Annotated in this window: 11 protein-coding genes, 1 tRNA gene and 3 pseudogenes; 9 read left to right on the forward strand and 6 right to left on the reverse strand. The window is 66.4% G+C overall.

What is annotated here, in order from left to right; all coding sequences use genetic code 11:
• Positions 1 to 24 precede the first annotated feature (24 nt).
• Positions 25 to 474, forward strand: a complete 450-nt coding sequence (locus tag BCHO_RS03320; RefSeq protein WP_024541036.1) for a holo-ACP synthase — start codon at positions 25 to 27, stop codon at positions 472 to 474.
• Between the two features lie 108 nt (positions 475 to 582).
• A tRNA-Gly gene (locus tag BCHO_RS03325) sits at positions 583 to 656 on the forward strand.
• 252 nt (positions 657 to 908) lie between these two features.
• Here BCHO_RS03325 and BCHO_RS03330 read toward each other — a convergent pair.
• Positions 909 to 1,376: a prolyl-tRNA synthetase associated domain-containing protein gene (locus tag BCHO_RS03330; RefSeq protein WP_029675497.1), complete on the reverse strand. Its 468-nt coding sequence runs from the start codon at positions 1,374 to 1,376 to the stop codon at positions 909 to 911.
• Positions 1,377 to 1,713: 337 nt separating this feature from the next.
• Here BCHO_RS03330 and BCHO_RS03335 point away from each other — a divergent pair, with 337 nt between their 5' ends.
• Positions 1,714 to 2,424 carry a hypothetical protein gene (locus tag BCHO_RS03335; protein WP_024541034.1) on the forward strand — a complete coding sequence of 237 codons (711 nt, stop codon included), beginning with the start codon at positions 1,714 to 1,716 and terminating at the stop codon, positions 2,422 to 2,424.
• A gap of 98 nt (positions 2,425 to 2,522) precedes the next feature.
• Here BCHO_RS03335 and BCHO_RS03340 read toward each other — a convergent pair whose 3' ends face one another.
• On the reverse strand, positions 2,523 to 3,494 hold the full coding sequence (locus BCHO_RS03340; RefSeq protein ID WP_024541033.1) for a lactate/malate family dehydrogenase: 972 nt from the start codon (positions 3,492 to 3,494) through the stop codon (positions 2,523 to 2,525).
• Between the two features lie 430 nt (positions 3,495 to 3,924).
• Here BCHO_RS03340 and rpsO point away from each other — a divergent pair, with 430 nt between their 5' ends.
• Positions 3,925 to 4,194 (forward strand): 30S ribosomal protein S15, encoded by a 270-nt coding sequence (gene rpsO / locus BCHO_RS03345; RefSeq protein WP_024541032.1) that lies wholly within the window; start codon positions 3,925 to 3,927, stop codon positions 4,192 to 4,194.
• A 337-nt stretch (positions 4,195 to 4,531) separates the two neighbouring features.
• Positions 4,532 to 7,183 (forward strand): annotated as a pseudogene (locus tag BCHO_RS03350) (polyribonucleotide nucleotidyltransferase).
• Between the two features lie 102 nt (positions 7,184 to 7,285).
• Here the strand turns inward: BCHO_RS03350 and nrdF are convergent.
• From nrdF to BCHO_RS03370, 4 genes are all read right to left on the reverse strand, one after another.
• The gene (gene nrdF, locus BCHO_RS03355; RefSeq protein ID WP_024541030.1) at positions 7,286 to 8,260 is read right to left on the reverse strand and encodes a class 1b ribonucleoside-diphosphate reductase subunit beta; all 975 of its coding nucleotides are present in this window, start codon (positions 8,258 to 8,260) and stop codon (positions 7,286 to 7,288) included.
• 92 nt (positions 8,261 to 8,352) lie between these two features.
• Positions 8,353 to 10,530: a class 1b ribonucleoside-diphosphate reductase subunit alpha gene (nrdE, locus tag BCHO_RS03360; protein ID WP_051354876.1), complete on the reverse strand. Its 2,178-nt coding sequence runs from the start codon at positions 10,528 to 10,530 to the stop codon at positions 8,353 to 8,355.
• Between the two features lie 56 nt (positions 10,531 to 10,586).
• Positions 10,587 to 11,012, reverse strand: a complete 426-nt coding sequence (gene nrdI / locus BCHO_RS03365) for a class Ib ribonucleoside-diphosphate reductase assembly flavoprotein NrdI (RefSeq protein ID WP_024541028.1) — start codon at positions 11,010 to 11,012, stop codon at positions 10,587 to 10,589.
• The gene (locus BCHO_RS03370; protein ID WP_024541027.1) at positions 11,009 to 11,248 is read right to left on the reverse strand and encodes a glutaredoxin family protein; all 240 of its coding nucleotides are present in this window, start codon (positions 11,246 to 11,248) and stop codon (positions 11,009 to 11,011) included. The genes nrdI and BCHO_RS03370 overlap by 4 nt, the downstream gene beginning before the upstream one ends.
• 523 nt (positions 11,249 to 11,771) lie before the next feature.
• Between BCHO_RS03370 and BCHO_RS03380 the strand changes: the two are divergent.
• The 4 genes and pseudogenes from BCHO_RS03380 to BCHO_RS03395 all read left to right on the forward strand — a co-directional run.
• Positions 11,772 to 12,347: pseudogene (locus BCHO_RS03380) on the forward strand (LemA family protein); the annotation flags it as partial.
• Between the two features lie 724 nt (positions 12,348 to 13,071).
• Complete coding sequence (locus tag BCHO_RS03385) at positions 13,072 to 15,384, forward strand: DUF2207 domain-containing protein (RefSeq protein WP_024541024.1); 2,313 nt, start codon at positions 13,072 to 13,074, stop codon at positions 15,382 to 15,384.
• Positions 15,385 to 15,464: 80 nt separating this feature from the next.
• Positions 15,465 to 16,649 (forward strand): DUF2207 domain-containing protein, encoded by a 1,185-nt coding sequence (locus BCHO_RS03390; protein WP_034256172.1) that lies wholly within the window; start codon positions 15,465 to 15,467, stop codon positions 16,647 to 16,649.
• A gap of 326 nt (positions 16,650 to 16,975) precedes the next feature.
• Positions 16,976 to 17,560, forward strand: a pseudogene (locus BCHO_RS03395) (DUF2207 family protein); the annotation flags it as partial.
• Positions 17,561 to 17,595 lie beyond the last annotated feature (35 nt).

A 17,595-nucleotide genomic window follows, 5' to 3' on the forward strand; every position in this document is an offset into this window, starting at 1 on the left:
CGTAGGGAGGTTGCGGCGATGACGATGCTCGGTGTCGGACATGATGTGGTGGACGTGCGCGCGTTCGAGGAACAGCTTGAGGCGCCCGGGTCGCATATGCGCGCGCTGTTCTCGGCGCGCGAGCTGCGGCAGGCACGGCTGCGCGCCGAGCAGAAGCACGACGGGCAGGCCGTGCACCTCGCCGGGCGGTGGGCGGCCAAGGAATCGGTCATCAAGGCGTGGTGCGAGGCGCTCGGGACGGCGACGAGCCCCTACACGCTCGACGATACGCCGTGGGCGGCCATCGAGGTGCTCAGCGAGGCCGACGGCTGCCCGCGCATCGTGCTTGGCGGCGATGTGGAAAGCCGACTGCGCAAATCGGTCGGTGCACACGTGTTCAGCGACGCCGAGCCGGAGCCGGATCTGCATTGGTTCGTGTCGATCTCTCACGACGGCGGGATCGCTTCGGCCGTCGTCATGCTCTGCGCGCAGTAGGGAGGTCGCGCGGGCTGGTCTGTGTGGGTTGTGCGGCTGCGGATTTGCGGTTGGCACGGCGTTGTGTATAATGGCACACGTTGTCCGGAACGCTGTTCCAGACGGCACGCGGATGTAGCTCAATGGTAGAGCCTCAGTCTTCCAAACTGATTACGCGGGTTCGATTCCCGTCATCCGCTCCATCAGAAAGGCCGTGGATTCCAACGAATCCGCGGCCTTTCGCATATCGTTGGCGGGGGTGAGAAGGTACAAGAGCGGTACAGGGGAGGCTGACTGCCCGTAGCGATTCCGTTGCGGGTTGGTTCGTCGATGAGGTCAACGGTTCGGGACGGAATGGAGCCTGTTAGCGGGGCGGTTCGTCGCCGTGGTCGACCGGTTGTATCGGAAACAGGCCTGCTTGCGGGTCGGTTCGTCGATGGGGGCGACGGAATGGGTCAGAACAGGGTTGGCGGGTGGTTGGTGGCGTCGAGGAAACGGATCAGATCGTCATAGTTGATCGCCATCGTCTTCGTATTCGTCAGTGGGTGCACGAGTAGACGCTTGCCGATGAGCGTGCGGTCGATGAGGACGGTCACCGCGTGGTCGGCGTCGTTGATGACGGCGAGCGGCGTGACGCTGCCAGGTTCGAGTCCAAGCGTGTCATGCAGTTGTTCGGCGTTTGCGAAACTCAGTCGCCCGCTGCGCAGGATGCGTGCGAGCTCCTTGAGATCGGCGCGTTTGCTCTCGTCGAGCATGGCGAGATAGTAGTCGTCGCGCGAGTTGCGCAACAACAGGTTCTTGACGCCGAAGCCATCGATGAGCGTTTTGACGAACTGTGCGGCCTCGACCGTCGTCACCGGATCATGCTCGACCTCGTCGGTGTCGATGTGCAGGGCGGCGAGCGTGTGATACAACGTCTGCATACCGCGGATGCTACACCGCGACCTCTGACGAGACCGCTCAGCGGGTTGGTTCGTCGATGTGGCTGACGAAGTGGGACGGAAAGAGGCCGGTGAGCGGGTCGGTTCGTCGGCGTGGTCGACGGAATGGGACGTTGCGCGTCGACTGGTCGCCGTGGTCGACGGTTCAGCCTGGGACGGTAGGGCGCGGTTCGTATGCTGAAGCTGGCAGGCGTATATGCGTAACACGCGTCACACGTGCGGATCCGCGTCGGGTGCGCAACACGCGTCACGCATACGCAGCATACGCATAACAGGACGGCGCGCGTTTCGGGCGCGGGCATCGTAAGGGAGGTCACCGATGGCGGACGCCGACGAACGTGAGGTCGCGAAGCTCGAGGCCGAGCCGCGCCCGACACCCACCGAGCCGGAAAGCGGTCAGGAGATGGAGGAGAACCTCGTCTCGAAGCACCCCGAGGCCACGATCCCCGAATCGGACGTGTCACTCGCCGACATCGAACGCAGCCGCTCGCATCCGGTGCGCTGGGCATTCGGCTGCATCCTCGCACTCGCCGCGCTCGTGTTCCCGTATTGGGCCGGCCGTTCGCTCGCGGTGCGGCACACGGCGCAGATCGTGCACCGTTTCGCGAACGTCGACCCGCGCGGCATCGCGCTTGTGGCCTGGGCGGTCACCGTATTCGCGTTCGTCTCACTCGCGATGATGATCGTCGACCGACGCAAGATCCCGTGGTTCACGTCTTTCCTCGTCTTCCTGTGCGCCGAACAGTTCATTTCGGGCGTGTCGCTGCTCAGGTTCGATTTCTGGCATTCGACCTACGTCATGTACGGCGACTCCGCGCGCATCGCGAACGCCGCGAACCTCGGCATCATCGCCGCGTCGCTTGCGCTCGCCGTCTTCGCCGTCGTCTGGGTGGGGCTGCTCGTCATCATCAGGAAGGATTCGCCGCTCAACGTGCTCACGCATGTGTGGACGTCGCTGCTGCTGTGGTTCGTCTTCGAAGTGGTCGCACTGCTCATCGTGCTGTTCGGCGGCATGCTGACGATCGTCTGACCGCAATCAGTCATCCGCATAAGCAACAAACGGCCGTCCCCGCCGCACATGGCGGAGACGGCCGTTTTTTCGCACGTGCGACTGCGTGAACGCTCAGTTCAGCGCAGGCCGATGCGCTCGAGGTTCTCCTTGACGTGCGCGCAGCTCGCGTGGAACTCGGCGAGCTCGGCGTCCGACAGATCGAAGTGCATGACCTCCTCGACGCCGTCGGCGCCGACGACGCACGGCAGTGACGTGAAGAATCCCTCCTCGCCGTAGTCGCCGGTCATCAGCGTCGAGCACGGCGTGATGTAATGCTCGTTTGAGACGACGGCGCGCACGAGGCGGCATGCGGCGTCGGCGACGGCGAACTCGGTGCATTGCTTGCCGGCGTAGGTCACGTAGCCGCCGTGCCGTGCCTCCTCTTCGATTTCGCGCTCGTCGAAGCCGAAGCGTTCCGGCTGTTCCCGTCTGAGCTGGGCGAGCGGTTTGCCGCCGAAGTTCACGGCGCTCCACGCCGCGAACATGCTGCTGCCGTGCTCGCCGAGCATGTAGGCGCAGATCGAATGCTGGTCATAGCCGGTCGCGCGCGACAGCGCGTATTTGAGACGGCTTGAGTCGAGTGCGGTGCCGGTGCCGATGACGTGGCGCGGGTCGATGCCGGAGAGTTTCCAGATCTCGGTGGCGACGACGTCGCACGGATTGGCGATCGTCACCCACACACCGTCGAATCCGGCGTCGGCGATCGGCTTGATGAACTTCTTCGCCGTGTCGGTCGTGTAGAACAGTTCGCCGTCGCGATCCTTGCTCGCGAGGCTGACCTTGCCGGCCGCGTTGACGATGACGTCGCAGTCGGCGAGCCGCGCATAGTCGTCGCCGCAGTTGAAGAGGGCGACGTTGTGCGGGCAGAACGCGAGCGAGTCGCCGAGGTCCTGGACCTCCGCGGCGAGTTTGGCGCTGCGGTCCTCGTCGCCGGAGCATTGCTCCGTCATATACAGCTCGTCGGCGATGCCCTGCAGCACGAGGCTGTTCGCGACGTGCGCGCCCACATGTCCCATGCCGATGATGCCGACCTTCGTGACCGTGCCCATATCTGCTTCCTCCCTGTGTCCGCGTCTGTCCGCGCCTGTTGCGCTGTCGTTCGCCGAACATTGTGGGGCGCCGTTGTTGCGCCGCCGTTGATGAGTCGGTTCGCTTCCACGTTGGGCGAACAAAAGGGTCGCATCGTGGACGCGGGCGACTTGTGGTGCGTATGCGTACGCTGTTCGGAACGCTGGGATGGGGCGCGGCGACTCGGGGCGCGTATGCGTGCGCGGTATGGGACGCTGACGGAGCAGTGTGCGACTCGTATTGCGTATGCGTGCGCTGTGTGGGGCACATACGGCGCGCGGGTGCTCGGACACGGGGACGACACGCCGTCGCGGGGAGCCTGTATAGTTGCCGATTGGCGTGTTTCGCCCGCGGATAGAGAGCGCACCGGCATCGGGCCGGCAGCACCGCGCAGTCTACAAGGAGGATGCCGTGGCACTGACGGCTGAAGAAAAGCAGGACATCATCGCTAAGTACGCTACCCATGAAGGTGACACCGGCTCTCCGGAGGTCCAGATCGCACTGCTCACCAAGCGCATCGCCGATCTGACCGAGCACCTCAAGGAGCACAAGCACGATCACCACTCCCGTCGTGGTCTGCTGCTGATGGTCGGTGACCGTCGTCGTCTGCTTGACTATCTCAAGAACGTGGACATCAACCGCTACCGCTCGCTCATCGAGCGTCTGGGTCTGCGCCGATAATCCAAGCGTCCGCCCGAGTCCGGTCCAAGACCGGCTCGGGTTTTTTGTATGGCGCGCGTGACGGGAGCCGATGCAGGCGCGCGACGATATAGCCGGTGGCATAGAGGGATGAGCACAGGCCGGCGGTATTACAATGAGACACTGGCGGAGACCGGACCAGGAGAGGTCCGGATCCCAAAGAGGCCCGGGGGATTCGTCAGGCTGATGAATCGCGGGGCGCGTGGGACGAAACACCCGCGGACAACATAATCAATCACGGTCATCGGAAGCCATCGATGGCCCGACGAGGATGTTTGCAGAACAGTAGTAACAACAGAAAAGAAAAAGGAGGAACCCTATGGAGGGTCCCGAAATCAAGGCGGTAGAAGCCGTCATCGACAACGGTTCGTATGGCAAGCGCACGGTGCGCTTCGAAACCGGCCGTCTCGCCCAGCAGGCGGACGGCGCCGTCGCCGCGTATCTGGACGACGATTCGATGGTCCTGTCCACCACCACCGCGGGCAGCAGCCCGAAGGAGAACTACGACTTCTTCCCGCTCACCGTTGACGTTGAGGAGAAGATGTACGCCGCGGGCAAGATCCCGGGCTCGTTCTTCCGTCGCGAAGGCCGCCCGAGCTCCGAGGCGATCCTGGCGTGCCGCATCATCGACCGCCCGCTGCGCCCGTTGTTCCCGCACACGCTGCGCAACGAGGTGCAGGTCGTCGAGACGATCCTCGCGGTGAACCCGGAGGATTCGTATGACATGATCGCGCTCAACGCCGCATCGGCGTCGACGCTGATCTCCGGCCTGCCGTTCGAAGGCCCGGTCGGCGGCGTGCGCCTCGCGCTCATCGACGGCCAGTGGGTCGCGTTCCCGCGCTGGAGCGAACGCGAGCGCGCCGTCTTCGAGATCGTCGTCGCCGGCCGTGTCGTCGACAACGGCGACGTCGCGATCGCGATGATCGAGGCGGGTGCCGGCAAGAACGCATGGAACCTCATCTACGACGAGGGCCAGACGAAGCCGGACGAGGAGGTCGTCGCCGGTGGCCTCGAGGCCGCCAAGCCGTTCATCAAGGTTCTGTGCGATGCGCAGAACGAGCTCAAGAAGATCGCCGCGAAGGAGACGCGCGACTTCCCGCTCTTCCCGGAGTACACCGAGGAGCTCTACAACCGCATCGTCGAGATCGCGCACGCCGACCTCGACGAGGCCCTGTCGATCGCCGAGAAGCTGCCGCGTCAGGAGCGTATCTCCGAGATCAAGCAGAAGGTCCGCGACACGCTCGCGCTTGAGTTCACCGACATGGACGACGCCGAGAAGGAAAAGGAACTCGGCAACGCGTTCAAGGAGCTGCAGCGCCAGATCGTGCGCCGCCGCATCCTCACGCAGGACTACCGCATCGACGGCCGTGGCCTGCGCGACATCCGCACGCTGTCCGCCGAAGTGGGCATCGTGCCGCGCGTGCACGGCTCGGCGCTGTTCCAGCGTGGCGAGACGCAGATCCTCGGCGTCACGACGCTCAACATGCTCAAGATGGAGCAGCAGATCGACGCGCTGAGCGGCCCGCAGACGAAGCGCTACATGCACAACTACGAGATGCCGCCGTATTCGACCGGCGAAACCGGTCGCGTCGGTTCGCCGAAGCGCCGCGAGATCGGCCACGGCGCGCTCGCCGAGAAGGCGATCGTGCCGGTGCTGCCGAGCCGAGAGGAGTTCCCCTACGCGATCCGTCAGGTCTCCGAGGCCATCGGTTCGAACGGTTCGACGTCGATGGGTTCGGTGTGTGCGAGCACGCTGTCGCTGCTTGACGCAGGCGTCCCGCTCAAGGCCCCGGTCGCGGGCATCGCAATGGGCCTCGTCTCCGGTGACGTGGACGGTCAGCACGTCTACAAGACGCTCACCGACATCCTCGGCGCCGAGGACGCCTTCGGCGACATGGACTTCAAGGTCGCCGGCACCGCCGACTTCATCACCGCGCTGCAGCTCGACACGAAGCTCGACGGCATTCCGGCCGACGTGCTCGCCGGCGCGCTCAAGCAGGCGCACGAGGCGCGCACGACGATCCTCGAGGTCATCAACGAGTGCATCGACGGCCCGGCCGAGATGAGCCCGTTCGCGCCGCGCATCATCACGACGACGGTCCCGGTCGACAAGATCGGCGAGGTCATCGGCCCGAAGGGCAAGATGATCAACCAGATTCAGGAGGACACCGGCGCCGAGATCACGATCGAGGACGACGGCACCGTCTACATCGCCTCCGAAGGCGGCGAGGCCGCGCAGAAGGCGAAGGAGATCATCGACCAGATCGCCAACCCGCACGTGCCCCAGGCCGGCGAGACCTACAACGGCAAGGTCGTCAAGACGACGAGCTTCGGCGCCTTCGTCAACCTGACGCCGGGCACTGACGGCCTGCTGCACATCTCGCAGATCCGCAACCTCGCCGACGGCGAGCGCATCGACTCGGTCGAGGATGTGCTCAAGGAGGGCGACACCGTCGAGGTCGTCGTCCAGGGCGTCGACGACCGCGGCAAGATCTCGCTCGCGATCCCGGGGTATGAGAACCAGGAGAGCAACGCCGGCGCCGCCCGCCGCGACGACCGCCGCCGCGACGACCGCGACGACCGTCCGCGCCGTCCGCGCCGCCGTGACGACGACGATCGTGACGATCGTCCGCGCCGCCGCCGCGATGACCGCGACGACCGCCGTGCCGACCGTGACTATGACGACCGTCCGCGCCGCCGCGACTATGACGACGATGACTATTGACGACCGTCCCGCGCCGGCCGCCGTTCCGACGACCGTGACCGCGACTATGACGACCGTCCGCGCCGTTCTCGCCGCCATGACGACGATCGCGACCGCGATGATCGTCCGCGCCGCCGCCGTTCCGACGACCGCAACCCGCGCTACGCCGCCGACGAGAACTACGACGAGTACCGTGCGGGACGCGAGGAGCGTCACGAGCGTCCGCGCCGCCGTGTGCGTCGCGATTTCGATCCCTTCGAGGACTGATCGATGGGCGCCGGCTGAGTCCGGCCGCTGAACGATGAGGGCCCCGCCGTCCTGATGGACGGCGGGGCCCTCATCGTTGCCGTTGCCCGCGGCGGCCCGGAATCAGAAATCCCAATCGTCGTCGTCGGTCTGCTCGGCCTTGCCCATCACATAGGAGCTGCCGGAACCGGAGAAGAAATCGTGGTTCTCGTCGGCGTCGGGTGCGAGCGCGGCGAGGATCGCCGGGTTCACGTCGCAGATCTCGGCGGGGAACAGCGCCGGGTAGCCGAGGTTCATCAGCGCCTTGTTCGCGTTGTAGTGCAGGAACTTCTCGACGTCGTCCGCCAGACCGACCTCGTCGTACAGCGAATGCGTGTACGCGACCTCGTTCTCGTAGAGCTCGTCGAGCAGATCGTAGGTGTAGCGTTCCATTTCGGCGCGCTTCGCGTCGTCGGCCAGTTCGAGGCCCCGCTGGTACTTGTAGCCGATGTAGTAGCCGTGCACGGCCTCGTCGCGGATGATCAGACGGATCACGTCGGCCGTGTTCGTCAGCTTCGCGTGCGCCGAGAAGTACATCGGCAGATAGAAGCCCGAATAGAACAGGAACGATTCGAGCAGCGTCGAGGCGACCTTGCGCTTGAGCGGGTCGTCGCCCTCGTAATAGTCGAGCACGATTTGCGCCTTGCGCTGCAGATGCGGGTTGCGTTCGCTCCATGAGAAGGCCTCGTCGATCTGCGCCGTCGAGCACAGCGTCGAGAAGATCGACGAATAGCTTTTCGCATGCACGCTTTCCATGAACGCGATGTTCGTGTACACGGCCTCCTCGTGCGGCGTGAGCGCGTCCGGGATCAGGCTGACGGCGCCGACGGTGCCCTGGATCGTGTCGAGCAACGTGAGTCCGGTGAACACGCGCATCGTCAGCGTGCGTTCGGCATCGCTCATCGTGCGCCAATCGGGGATGTCGTTCGAGACCGGCACCTTCTCCGGCAGCCAGAAGTTGCCGGTGAGACGGTCCCAGACCTCGAGGTCCTTGTCGTCCTCGAGACGGTTCCAGTTGATTGCGGTGACGCGGTCGATGAGTGCGGTGTGCGGTGCCATGGATGCTCCTTCGGAATCGGATGGTTCGGTTGGTGTTGGTCGGATTGGTTGGGTCGGTCGCATCGGACGGATCGGCCGGTTGTGGCGTGCGCTCACAACGTGCAGCTGACGCAGCCGTCGACGGCGGTGCCTTCGAGCGCACGCTGGCGGATGCGGATGTAGTAGAGCGTCTTGATGCCTTTGCGCCACGCGTAGATCTGCGCCTGGTTGAGCTCTCGCGTCGTCGCCGTGTCCGGGAAGAACAGCGTCAGCGAGAGTCCCTGGTCGATGTGCCGCGTCGCCTCGGCATAGGTGTCGACGATTGCCTTCCAGCCGATCTCGTAGGCGTCGGCGTACAGTTCGAGGTTGTCGTTCGTCATGTACGGGGCCGGGTAGTACATGCGGCCGGTCTTGCCCTCCTTGCGTATCTCGATCTTTGCGGCGATCGGGTGGATCGAGCTCGTGGCGTGGTTGATGTACGAGATCGAGCCGGTCGGCGGCACCGCCTGCAGATACTGGTTGTAGATGCCGTCGCGCATGATCGCGCGCTGCAGCGCGCGCCAGTCGTCGGCGGTCGGAACCTCCACGCCGCAGCCGGCGAACAGCTCGGCCACACGTTCGGTGCGCGGCGCGATGTCGACCGATCCGTCGAGATACTTGTCGAAATGGTTGCCGGCGCCGGCCGGCTTCGCATAGGCGGAATCCTCGAAGCCGGCGAATGCGCGGCCGTGTTCGACGGCGAGCTCGTGTGAGGCCGTGTAGGCGTGGTAGGCGACCGTCATGAAGTACAGGTTCGTGAAGTCGAGCGCCTCCGGCGAGCCGTAGCGGATGCCTTCGCGCGCAAGGAAGCCGTGCAGGTTCATCTGCCCCAGTCCGATCGCGTGGCCTTCGTCGTTCGCGCGGCGGATCGACGGCACCGCGTCGATGCGCGTGTGTTCGGCGACGGCGGTGAGCGCGCGGATCGCCGTGCGCACCGGACGCGCGAGCCCCGCGTCCATCGCGCGCGCGATGTTGAGCGAGCCGAGGTTGCAGCTGACGTCGCGCCCGACGTGGTCGTAGGCGAGGTCCTCGCGGTAGGTGCTCGGCTCCTGCACCTGCAGGATCTCCGAGCACAGGTTGCTCATCGTGATATGGCCGGCGATCGGGTTCGCGCGGTTCGCCGTGTCCTCGAACAGGATGTACGGGTAGCCGGATTCGAACTGGATCTGCGCGAGCGTCGTGAAGAACCCGCGCGCGTCGATCTCGGTGCGCCGGATCCTCGGATTCGCGAGCAGTTCGTCGTAGTGCGCGCTGATGCCGAGGTCGGCGAACGGCACGCCGTATTCGCGTTCCACGTCGTAGGGGCTGAACAGCGCCATCGGCTCTCGCCGTTTCGCCAGTTCGAAGGTGATGTCCGGGATGACGACGCCGAGCGCGAGCGACTTGATGCGGATCTTCTCGTCGGCGTTCTCGCGTTTCGTGTCGAGGAAACGCATGATGTCCGGATGGTGGGCGTGCAGATAGACGGCGCCGGCGCCCTGCCTGGCGCCGAGCTGGTTCGCGTAGCTGAACGAGTCCTCGAGCAGCTTCATGACCGGCACGACGCCGCTCGACTGATGTTCGATGTGCTTGATCGGCGCGCCCGCCTCGCGCAGGTTGCTCAGCAGCAGCGCGACGCCTCCGCCGCGTTTGCTCAGCTGCAGCGCCGCGTTGATGCCGCGCGAGATCGATTCCATGTTGTCCTCGATGCGTACGAGGAAGCAGCTGACCGGCTCGCCGCGCTGCGCCTTACCGAGGTTGAGGAAGGTCGGCGTCGCCGGCTGGAAGCGGCCGGAGACGATCTCGTCGAGGACGTCGCGCGCCGCGTCCTCGTCACCGTCGGCGAGCGCGAGCGCGACGGCGGCGGCGCGTTGCGGGAAGTCCTCGAGGTACTCCTCGCCGTCGAAGCTCTTCAGCGCATACGAACGGTAGAACTTGAACGCGCCGAGGAAGGTCTCGAAACGGTGGCCGGCGTTCGCGGCGCGCATGTGGATCTCGTCGAGGAAGGCCGGCGTGTAGGCGGCGAAGACGGCCGGGTCGTAGTAATCGTGGGCGATCAGATAGTCAAGGCGTGCGGCGGTGCTCGCGAAGCGGCGCATGCGCGGGCGTACATGGCCGTCGAGGAAGGCGTCGACGGCCTCGTGGTCCTTGTCGAACTGGATACGGCCGTCCTCGTCGTAGAGGTTGAGCATCGCGTTGAGCGCATGGGGGTCGGCGCCCGGATCGACGATGGGGGAGTGGGTGGGCTGTGCGGTCTGTGTGGTCTGGGTCATCGGTGGTCCTGGAAACGGTTGGTCTGCAATGGTCGGGGTTATGGAGCGCGGACGGGTCAGTGCGGCAGGGCGCCGAAGAAGCGCGTCACGCCGTCGGTCACCGTCGCGACGTCGCGCGCCGTGCCCATCAGTTCGAAGCGGTACATCAGCGGGACATGGCATTTGCCGGCGATGATCGGGCCGGCGGCCGCATACGCCTCGCCGAAGTTCGTGTTGCCCGAGGCGATGACGCCGCGGATCCACGAACGGTTCGCGGGGTCGTTGAGGAAGCGCTTCACCTGGGGCGGCACGGCCTTGCGCGCGTCGCCGCCGCCGTAGGTCGGCACGATCAGGATGTACGGGGCGTCGACGTGCAGCGCGCCGTCCGCCGGCGCGAGCGGGATGCGCCGCACGTCGATGCCGCGCGATGGGAAGTCGCAGCGTTCGACGAAGCGTTCGGTGTTGCGCGACGCCGACGAGAAGTAGACGATGGTGCCGGTCATGACGCGTCGCCCTGCCGGAGGAGGAGGCGGATGCGGTCGGGACGGTAGCCGGACCAGGAGCCGGCGTCGGTGACGACGACCGGTGCCTGCAGGAACCCGGCGTCGCGCAGCGTCTGCGCCGCCGTCGGGTCGTGCGTGATGTCGACGGTGCGGTAGTCAAGGCCGAGACGGTCGAAGGCGCGGCGCGTCGCCGTGCATTGCGGGCATCCCGGCTTCGTGTAGATCGTGGTGGACATCAGTGCTCCTTTCGTCCGGCGGCCGTGGCCGGCATGGTTCCGGACGGTCGTATGCGGTTGGCGGTTCGGTGCGGCGCGCTGCGACGTGCATCCCGGTCGGGCGGCATATGCGGGGCCGTCGCCGGCGGGCGTGGCGCCGCTGCCCGAACAACAATACATGGTGTTTCTAGTGGTTGTTAAACACTAGATGTAGTGGTTGCGGATGTGAGGAAGGCCACAGTATCCGCATGTCGGCAGACGTCCGTATGGGTCGCGTCGGCGACGTGCGGACGACGGCGACGGCAGAGGCTGTGACGTTGTTCACAGGACATGCCGCCGACGGGCGCGCCGCCGCGCCGTCGGCGGACGGGGATACGCCCGACGGGCGCGTCGGGTGGGACGCCCCGGACGTGCGGGCGTGCCCACGGATCTGGGATGCGGGCCGGCATTGTTGGCTGACCGTGCGATAATCGGGACAATACCGGGACGGCGGACGGCGATGCATGAAGCCGTCACACCCTCAGCCAATCAAGGAGAACCGCTTATGAACGGCCCCGTCATCGCGTTGATCGTCATCCTGGCGGTCATCCTCGTGCTCGTGGTCTGGTTCGTCACGACCTACAACTCGCTCGTGCAGCTGCGCAACCGCGTGACGAACGGCTGGGCGCAGGTCGACGTGCTGCTCAAGAAACGCGCCGACCTCATCCCGAACATCGTCGAAACGGTCAAGGGATACGCCGGGCACGAGAACGCCGTGCTCACGCAGGTCACGCAGGCGCGCGCCAACGCCGTGAGCGCCGCGAGCCAGCCGAACGCGTCGCTCGCGACCCGCATCAACGCCGAGAACCAGCTGTCGCGCGCGATGTTCAACCTCCGCGCCGTCGTCGAGGCCTACCCCGACCTCAAGGCGAACGTCAACTTCATGGATCTGCAGCGGCAGCTCGCGCAGATCGAGGAGCAGATCGCCTACGGACGCCAGTTCTACAACGACGTCGTGCTCAAGTACAACAACAAGATCCAGACGATCCCGTCGAACATCGTCGCCGGCATGTGCCACTTCGTCGAAGCCGCGTACTTCAACGTCGACGACGCCGACCGCCAGGTGCCGCAGGTGAACTTCGCGCAGCCGCAGCAGCCGCCGACGGCGCAGCCGGGCATGCCGATGCCTTCGCCGGCGCCGACCCAGCCGACCCAGCCGACGCAGCCGGGCATGCCGGCGCAGCCGCAGCCGACGATGCCGACCCAGCCGGTGCAGCAGCCGACGATGCCGACCCAGCCGGTGCAGCAGCCGCCGGCGAACAACGGATATCCGCAGTATCCGACCGCGGACGGCTCGCAGACGGGCGGCTATCCGCAGTACTGACCGGACAATCCGGTCCGCATCTTCGGGGCGGTGGCAGCGTGCACGATGCGCGCCGCCACCGCCCCGTCGTTTTCGGATCCGTATGGCGCACATGAGAGGAGAATGGGGCGCGGACATCGAGCCGGGAGGGGCGCGGTGGGAGGCCAAAGGGGCAAAATCGCACGGCGTGCGAGGGTATCTGCGCTGAGGAGGAGCATTTTCTCGGATAGGCGCCGGTATTCGGTCCGGCAGCATGCGATTTCCGGCGCGGATACCCGGGGTGGGCGAAGAAAATGCTCCTCCTCAGCGCGGATACGGTGGGGGATGCCGTGTCGGGAGCTTCTTACGGGCCACCGGCGCGACCTGGCAAAGGCCTGACGGCGCGACGGGTCGACGGCCGTCATGCCGGCGACGGAGCCGATTTTGAGAAAAGCGAGCGGGCGGGGCGCTACGGCCGGGATAATCGAAGGGATCGGAGGAAAACTCACGTGCAGGGAGAATCATGAAGAAACGTGTATGGCTTTCGATGCTGAGCTCGGTGATCTGGACCGTCGTCATCTGCGCGCTCGTGTTCGGCATCGGATTCCTGATCGCGAAGGAGTCGGATTCGTCCGACCTCGAATACAACTCGCTCGACTACGACGTGCAGGTGCTCGACGACGGCGACCTGCGCATCAGGCAGATCGTCGACGTGCGACTGCACGAACGCGAGGACTCGGACGACGACGTGATCCCGTGGAAGCAGCTGTACCAGACCTACACGCTCAAGGCGTCGCAGCTGACGAACATCACCGACGTCAGCGTGAAGAACCTCGACACCGGCGAGGAGTACGCGCAGACCGAACCGAAGAACCCGAAATACCTGTCGACGAGCGCATGGAACCGGGAATATGCGAGGCACTGGTACATCGCCGACGTAACCTCCGGCGCGTCGTCGCCCAAGGCCTACGATCCTGCCGTGGACGGCCTCGAATCGCGCACGCGCGCGCAGATGGGGCTTGACGAGCAGGCCACGATGGCCTCGAAGACGACGGACGCCGACAGCGACGCCGACGCCGACGAAAGCCCCGAATGGCCGCGCGACAAGGACATCGAAATCGGCTGGAACATCCCGGCGACGAACGCGGCGAAAAGCATGCGCTTCGAGATCGCGATGACGTGGGAGGGCGTCGCGACCGAGTACAACGACGTCACGAAGTTCCAATGGGAGCCCTTCGGCCCGGAGAACATGGTGCCGATCGGCGTCGTACGCGGCACGGTGACCTTCCCGAAGGGCACCGGTGAACGCGATTCGTGGGCATGGCTGCACTACGCGGGCAACTCGCTCACGAAGCGCGTCCCCGGCGGCCTCGAATTCACCGCCTACAACGTGCGCTCCAGGCAGCACCTCGACCTCGTCGCGATGATGACGAACGCGCACGTCGCCGGCGTCGAACGCCACGTCGACGGCGACGCGAAGCAGTGGACGATCGACGACGAGACGCGTCAGGAGCGCGCATGGCACGACCAGCAGCACCGCCGCGCCGTTATCCGGCTGTGCATCTGGATCGCCGTCGCGATCACCGTCGTGCTGCTGAGCTTCTTCGGCATCCGCGCGGCGCTGCGCTCGCGGCGCGCCGCACGTCTGACAAGCGACATCGACTACTGGCGCGATGTGCCGGCGATGACGCCGGGCGCGGCCGCCGTGCTGTGGACGAAGATCGGCCGCGCGCCGGCCGCGACGCGCACGTCGCGCGAGATGGCGGCGACGATGATGTCGCTGATCGACAAGAAGTACATCGCCGTGTATCCGGGGGAGGCGAAACGCTACGCCGGCATCGACCTGAGCCGCGTCACCTCCGCCGACGTCGCGCGGCTGATCGCGTCGGGCGAGACGAATCCGAAGAAGCTCGGCAAGACGAGCACGATCGTGCTGCTGCCGCGCGTGTTCGGCACGATGGTCGTCGACGGCGGCGGCGCGGCGCCTGAACTGTGCCGCTCGGAGCAGCGGCTGTTGAGCATCCTGCGCGAGGCGTACGAACGGCTGCACACGCCGGTGTTCGACATCAAACAGATGAACAAGGCGTTCCGCCAGTGGGAGGACGGTCATCTGTCGGTCGAGCTGTTCACCGACGCCTGCGATGACGAATGCGCCGCGCTCGGCGCGACGCAGCACGCGTCGCCGGCCGCCGTCACGCTCGGCATCCTCGACATCCTCGTCGGCGTGCTCGCCGGCATCTACTTCATGGCGTCCGACGGCAACGTGCTGCTCACCTGCTGTCTGAGCCTGCCCGCCGTCTTCTGCGGCTTGTTCGCATGCATCGCGAACAAGGACTTCCGCATCACCGAATCCGGGCAGCGCACGATCGGCGAACTCGTCGGCTTCGACCGCTACCTCGAGGACTTCAGCGAGTTCTCCGACCGTGAGGTGCTCGATGTGACGCTGTGGGGCCGGTATCTCGTGTACGCGGCCGCGCTCGGCGTGTCGCGTAAGGTGCTGCAGCAGCTCGCCGCCGCCTATCCGCAGGTCAACGACGCCGCATGGCTCGACGACAACGCAGCCGCCTCCGGCGTGCTGTTCTGGTCGGCCAGGCCGAGCACGATCGTCGGCGCGTCGCTCGGTTCGGCGCTCGCCGGCGGCAGCTTCGGCGCGTTCTCCGGCGGCTTCGTCGACTTCGGCACACAGCTGAGTTCGGGCATGGCGTCGGTGCAGTCGACGATCTCGGCGGCGGCGCCGTCGTCCTCGTCGTCGGGCGGTTCCGGCGGCTCGTTCTCCGGCGGCGGGTTCGGCGGCTCGTCGGGCGGTTCCGGCGGCGGCTCCTTCGGCGGCCGTTGACGGTTCGGCGGCGCATATGCGGCGGCCGGCGCAGGCGACACGACGGCGCAACGGCATAGTCGACATGGCGGGGGACACGGATGACCAAACGGACGAAGAACATCGTGCTGGCGAGCGTGCTGCTCGTGGCGCCTGGCGTGCTGCTCGTGCTCGCCGTCGCCGTGCGCGGGCAGCCGTTCGCGCCGCTGTCGTACAACGAGACGTCCTACGACATCGAGGTGCTCGACAACGGCAACACGCGCGTGACGATGACGCTCGACTACCGGCTGGGCAGACGCGACTCGTCGAAGTCATGGAAGCAGTTGCACCGCACGATTCCGCTGTCCGCGTCCGGCGTGACGAACGTCGCCGTCGAACAGGTGCGCAATCTGAGCACCGGCGAGACGTACCGGCAGGGCGACCCGGTGGACGCGAGCCTGTACGATGACGGCGGCTGGGACATCCGGCACGCGCGGCAGTGGTACATCGCGACGCAGGGCGACATGCTGCGCCCATACGATCCGCACACCAACGGCATCCGCGCTGGCTCATCGCAGTCGATCGTGAAGAACGTCGAGATCGGCTGGAACATCCCGCCGACGAAGACGGCGAAGAGCATGCGCTTCGAGGTAACGATGACGCTCGCCGGCATGGTCACCGCCTGCCCGGGCAACGACGTCTTCAACTGGCAGCCGGTCGACGAGACGAATGAGTCGCCGATCCGCAGGTTCTCGGCGACGGTGCGCTTCCCGCAGGCCGTCGACGAGGCGAACTCGACGATGTGGGTGCACTACGACGGCACGTCGACGACGGCGTACCGCGACGGCATGTTCACGTTCGGCATCGACGACGTGCGCGCGCGATCATACGTCCAGCTGACGGCGATGCTGCCGGAGGGCAGCGTGGCACGGCCGGCGTGGACGGACACAGTGAGCGGACGGCAGCTCAACGACGAGGAACGGCAACGCGAGGCGCGATGGCGGTACGAGCAGCAGTCGTCGGCGCGCGGACTGCTCGTCGTCAGCGGCCTGCTGCTGCTCATCGCCGCCGTCATCGCCGCGATCGGCATGCGTCTCGTGCTCGGACAGCGTCGGCTGCGCGGACGGCTCGAGGCGATCATGCCGTACTGGCGCGGCCTGCCGCCGATCAGTCCGGGCGCGGCGGCGCTCGTCTACGACATCGCCAACGGCGTGACCGCCGACAAGCGGCTCGGCGGCCGCCAGCTGGGCGCGACGATGCTGTCGCTCGTGACGAAGGGATTCGCGCGCATGTATCCGGGCCGGTGAGCGGTACCGCGGCATCGACATGCTCAGGACCGACGCGACGACGCTCGCGCGGATGGCCTCGGCGCGCGGCGCGGGCGACGACGATACGACGAGCACGATCGTGCTGCTGCCGCGCGCCTTCGACATGGCGTCGTGCCAACGGCAGCTGTGCATGTCGGAACGCGCGGCGCGCGACATGCTGCGCGCGACCGGCCAGCGGCTAGGATCGGTCGTCTTCGACACGCGGCAGTGCGCGCAGTGTCTCGGCGACGGCGACGACGCGCGCGAGCTGTCGCGCTCGTTCCACGAACGCTGCATCGCCGAGATGGGCGAGCTCGGCGTGTGCCCGAAGCGGGCGATGGGTGCGCGCGTCTGCCATCCTCTCCTACGCCTGCGCGTTCCTCGCGGCGCTGATATGGCTGTGGAGGGCCGGAGGCGCGCTGCTGCCGATCGTCATCGTCGTCGTGGCCGCCGCCGTCGCCGGCGTGCAGCTGATGAGGCAGACGCAGTACGACGTCGACGAGCGAGGCATGCGGCTCGCGGCGCAGGTGCGCGGCCTCGGCAGATATCTCGAGGACTTCAGCCATTTCGCCGACCGCGGTGTGCTTGACGTGAAACTGTGGGGACGCTACATGGTGTACGCGACCGCGTTCGGCATCGCCGACAAGGCGATGGCGCAGCTGACCGACCCCGCATGGGCGTCCGCCGGCGGCGACGACTACTCGCTCGTCTACTGGATGGACCGTTCGTTCCGCCGCGGACACGCGCATGGCGGCGGATTGCGCGACGGCGTGCCGATGGTCGGGGATTTCGTCGATCTCGGCGCACGGTTCGCGGTCGGCTTCGGCGACGTCGCGCAGGTGCTCTCGGCGGCGTCCGGCGCGTTCAGCGGCGGATCGGGCGGTTGGAACAGCCGTCCGGGCGCGGGCTGAGGCGGCGGACGCTGGGCCCCGCGCGGGGGCTGTGC

This window comes from Bifidobacterium choerinum, assembly GCF_000741135.1.
In the GTDB taxonomy this organism is placed as follows: Bacteria; Actinomycetota; Actinomycetes; order Actinomycetales; family Bifidobacteriaceae; genus Bifidobacterium; species Bifidobacterium choerinum.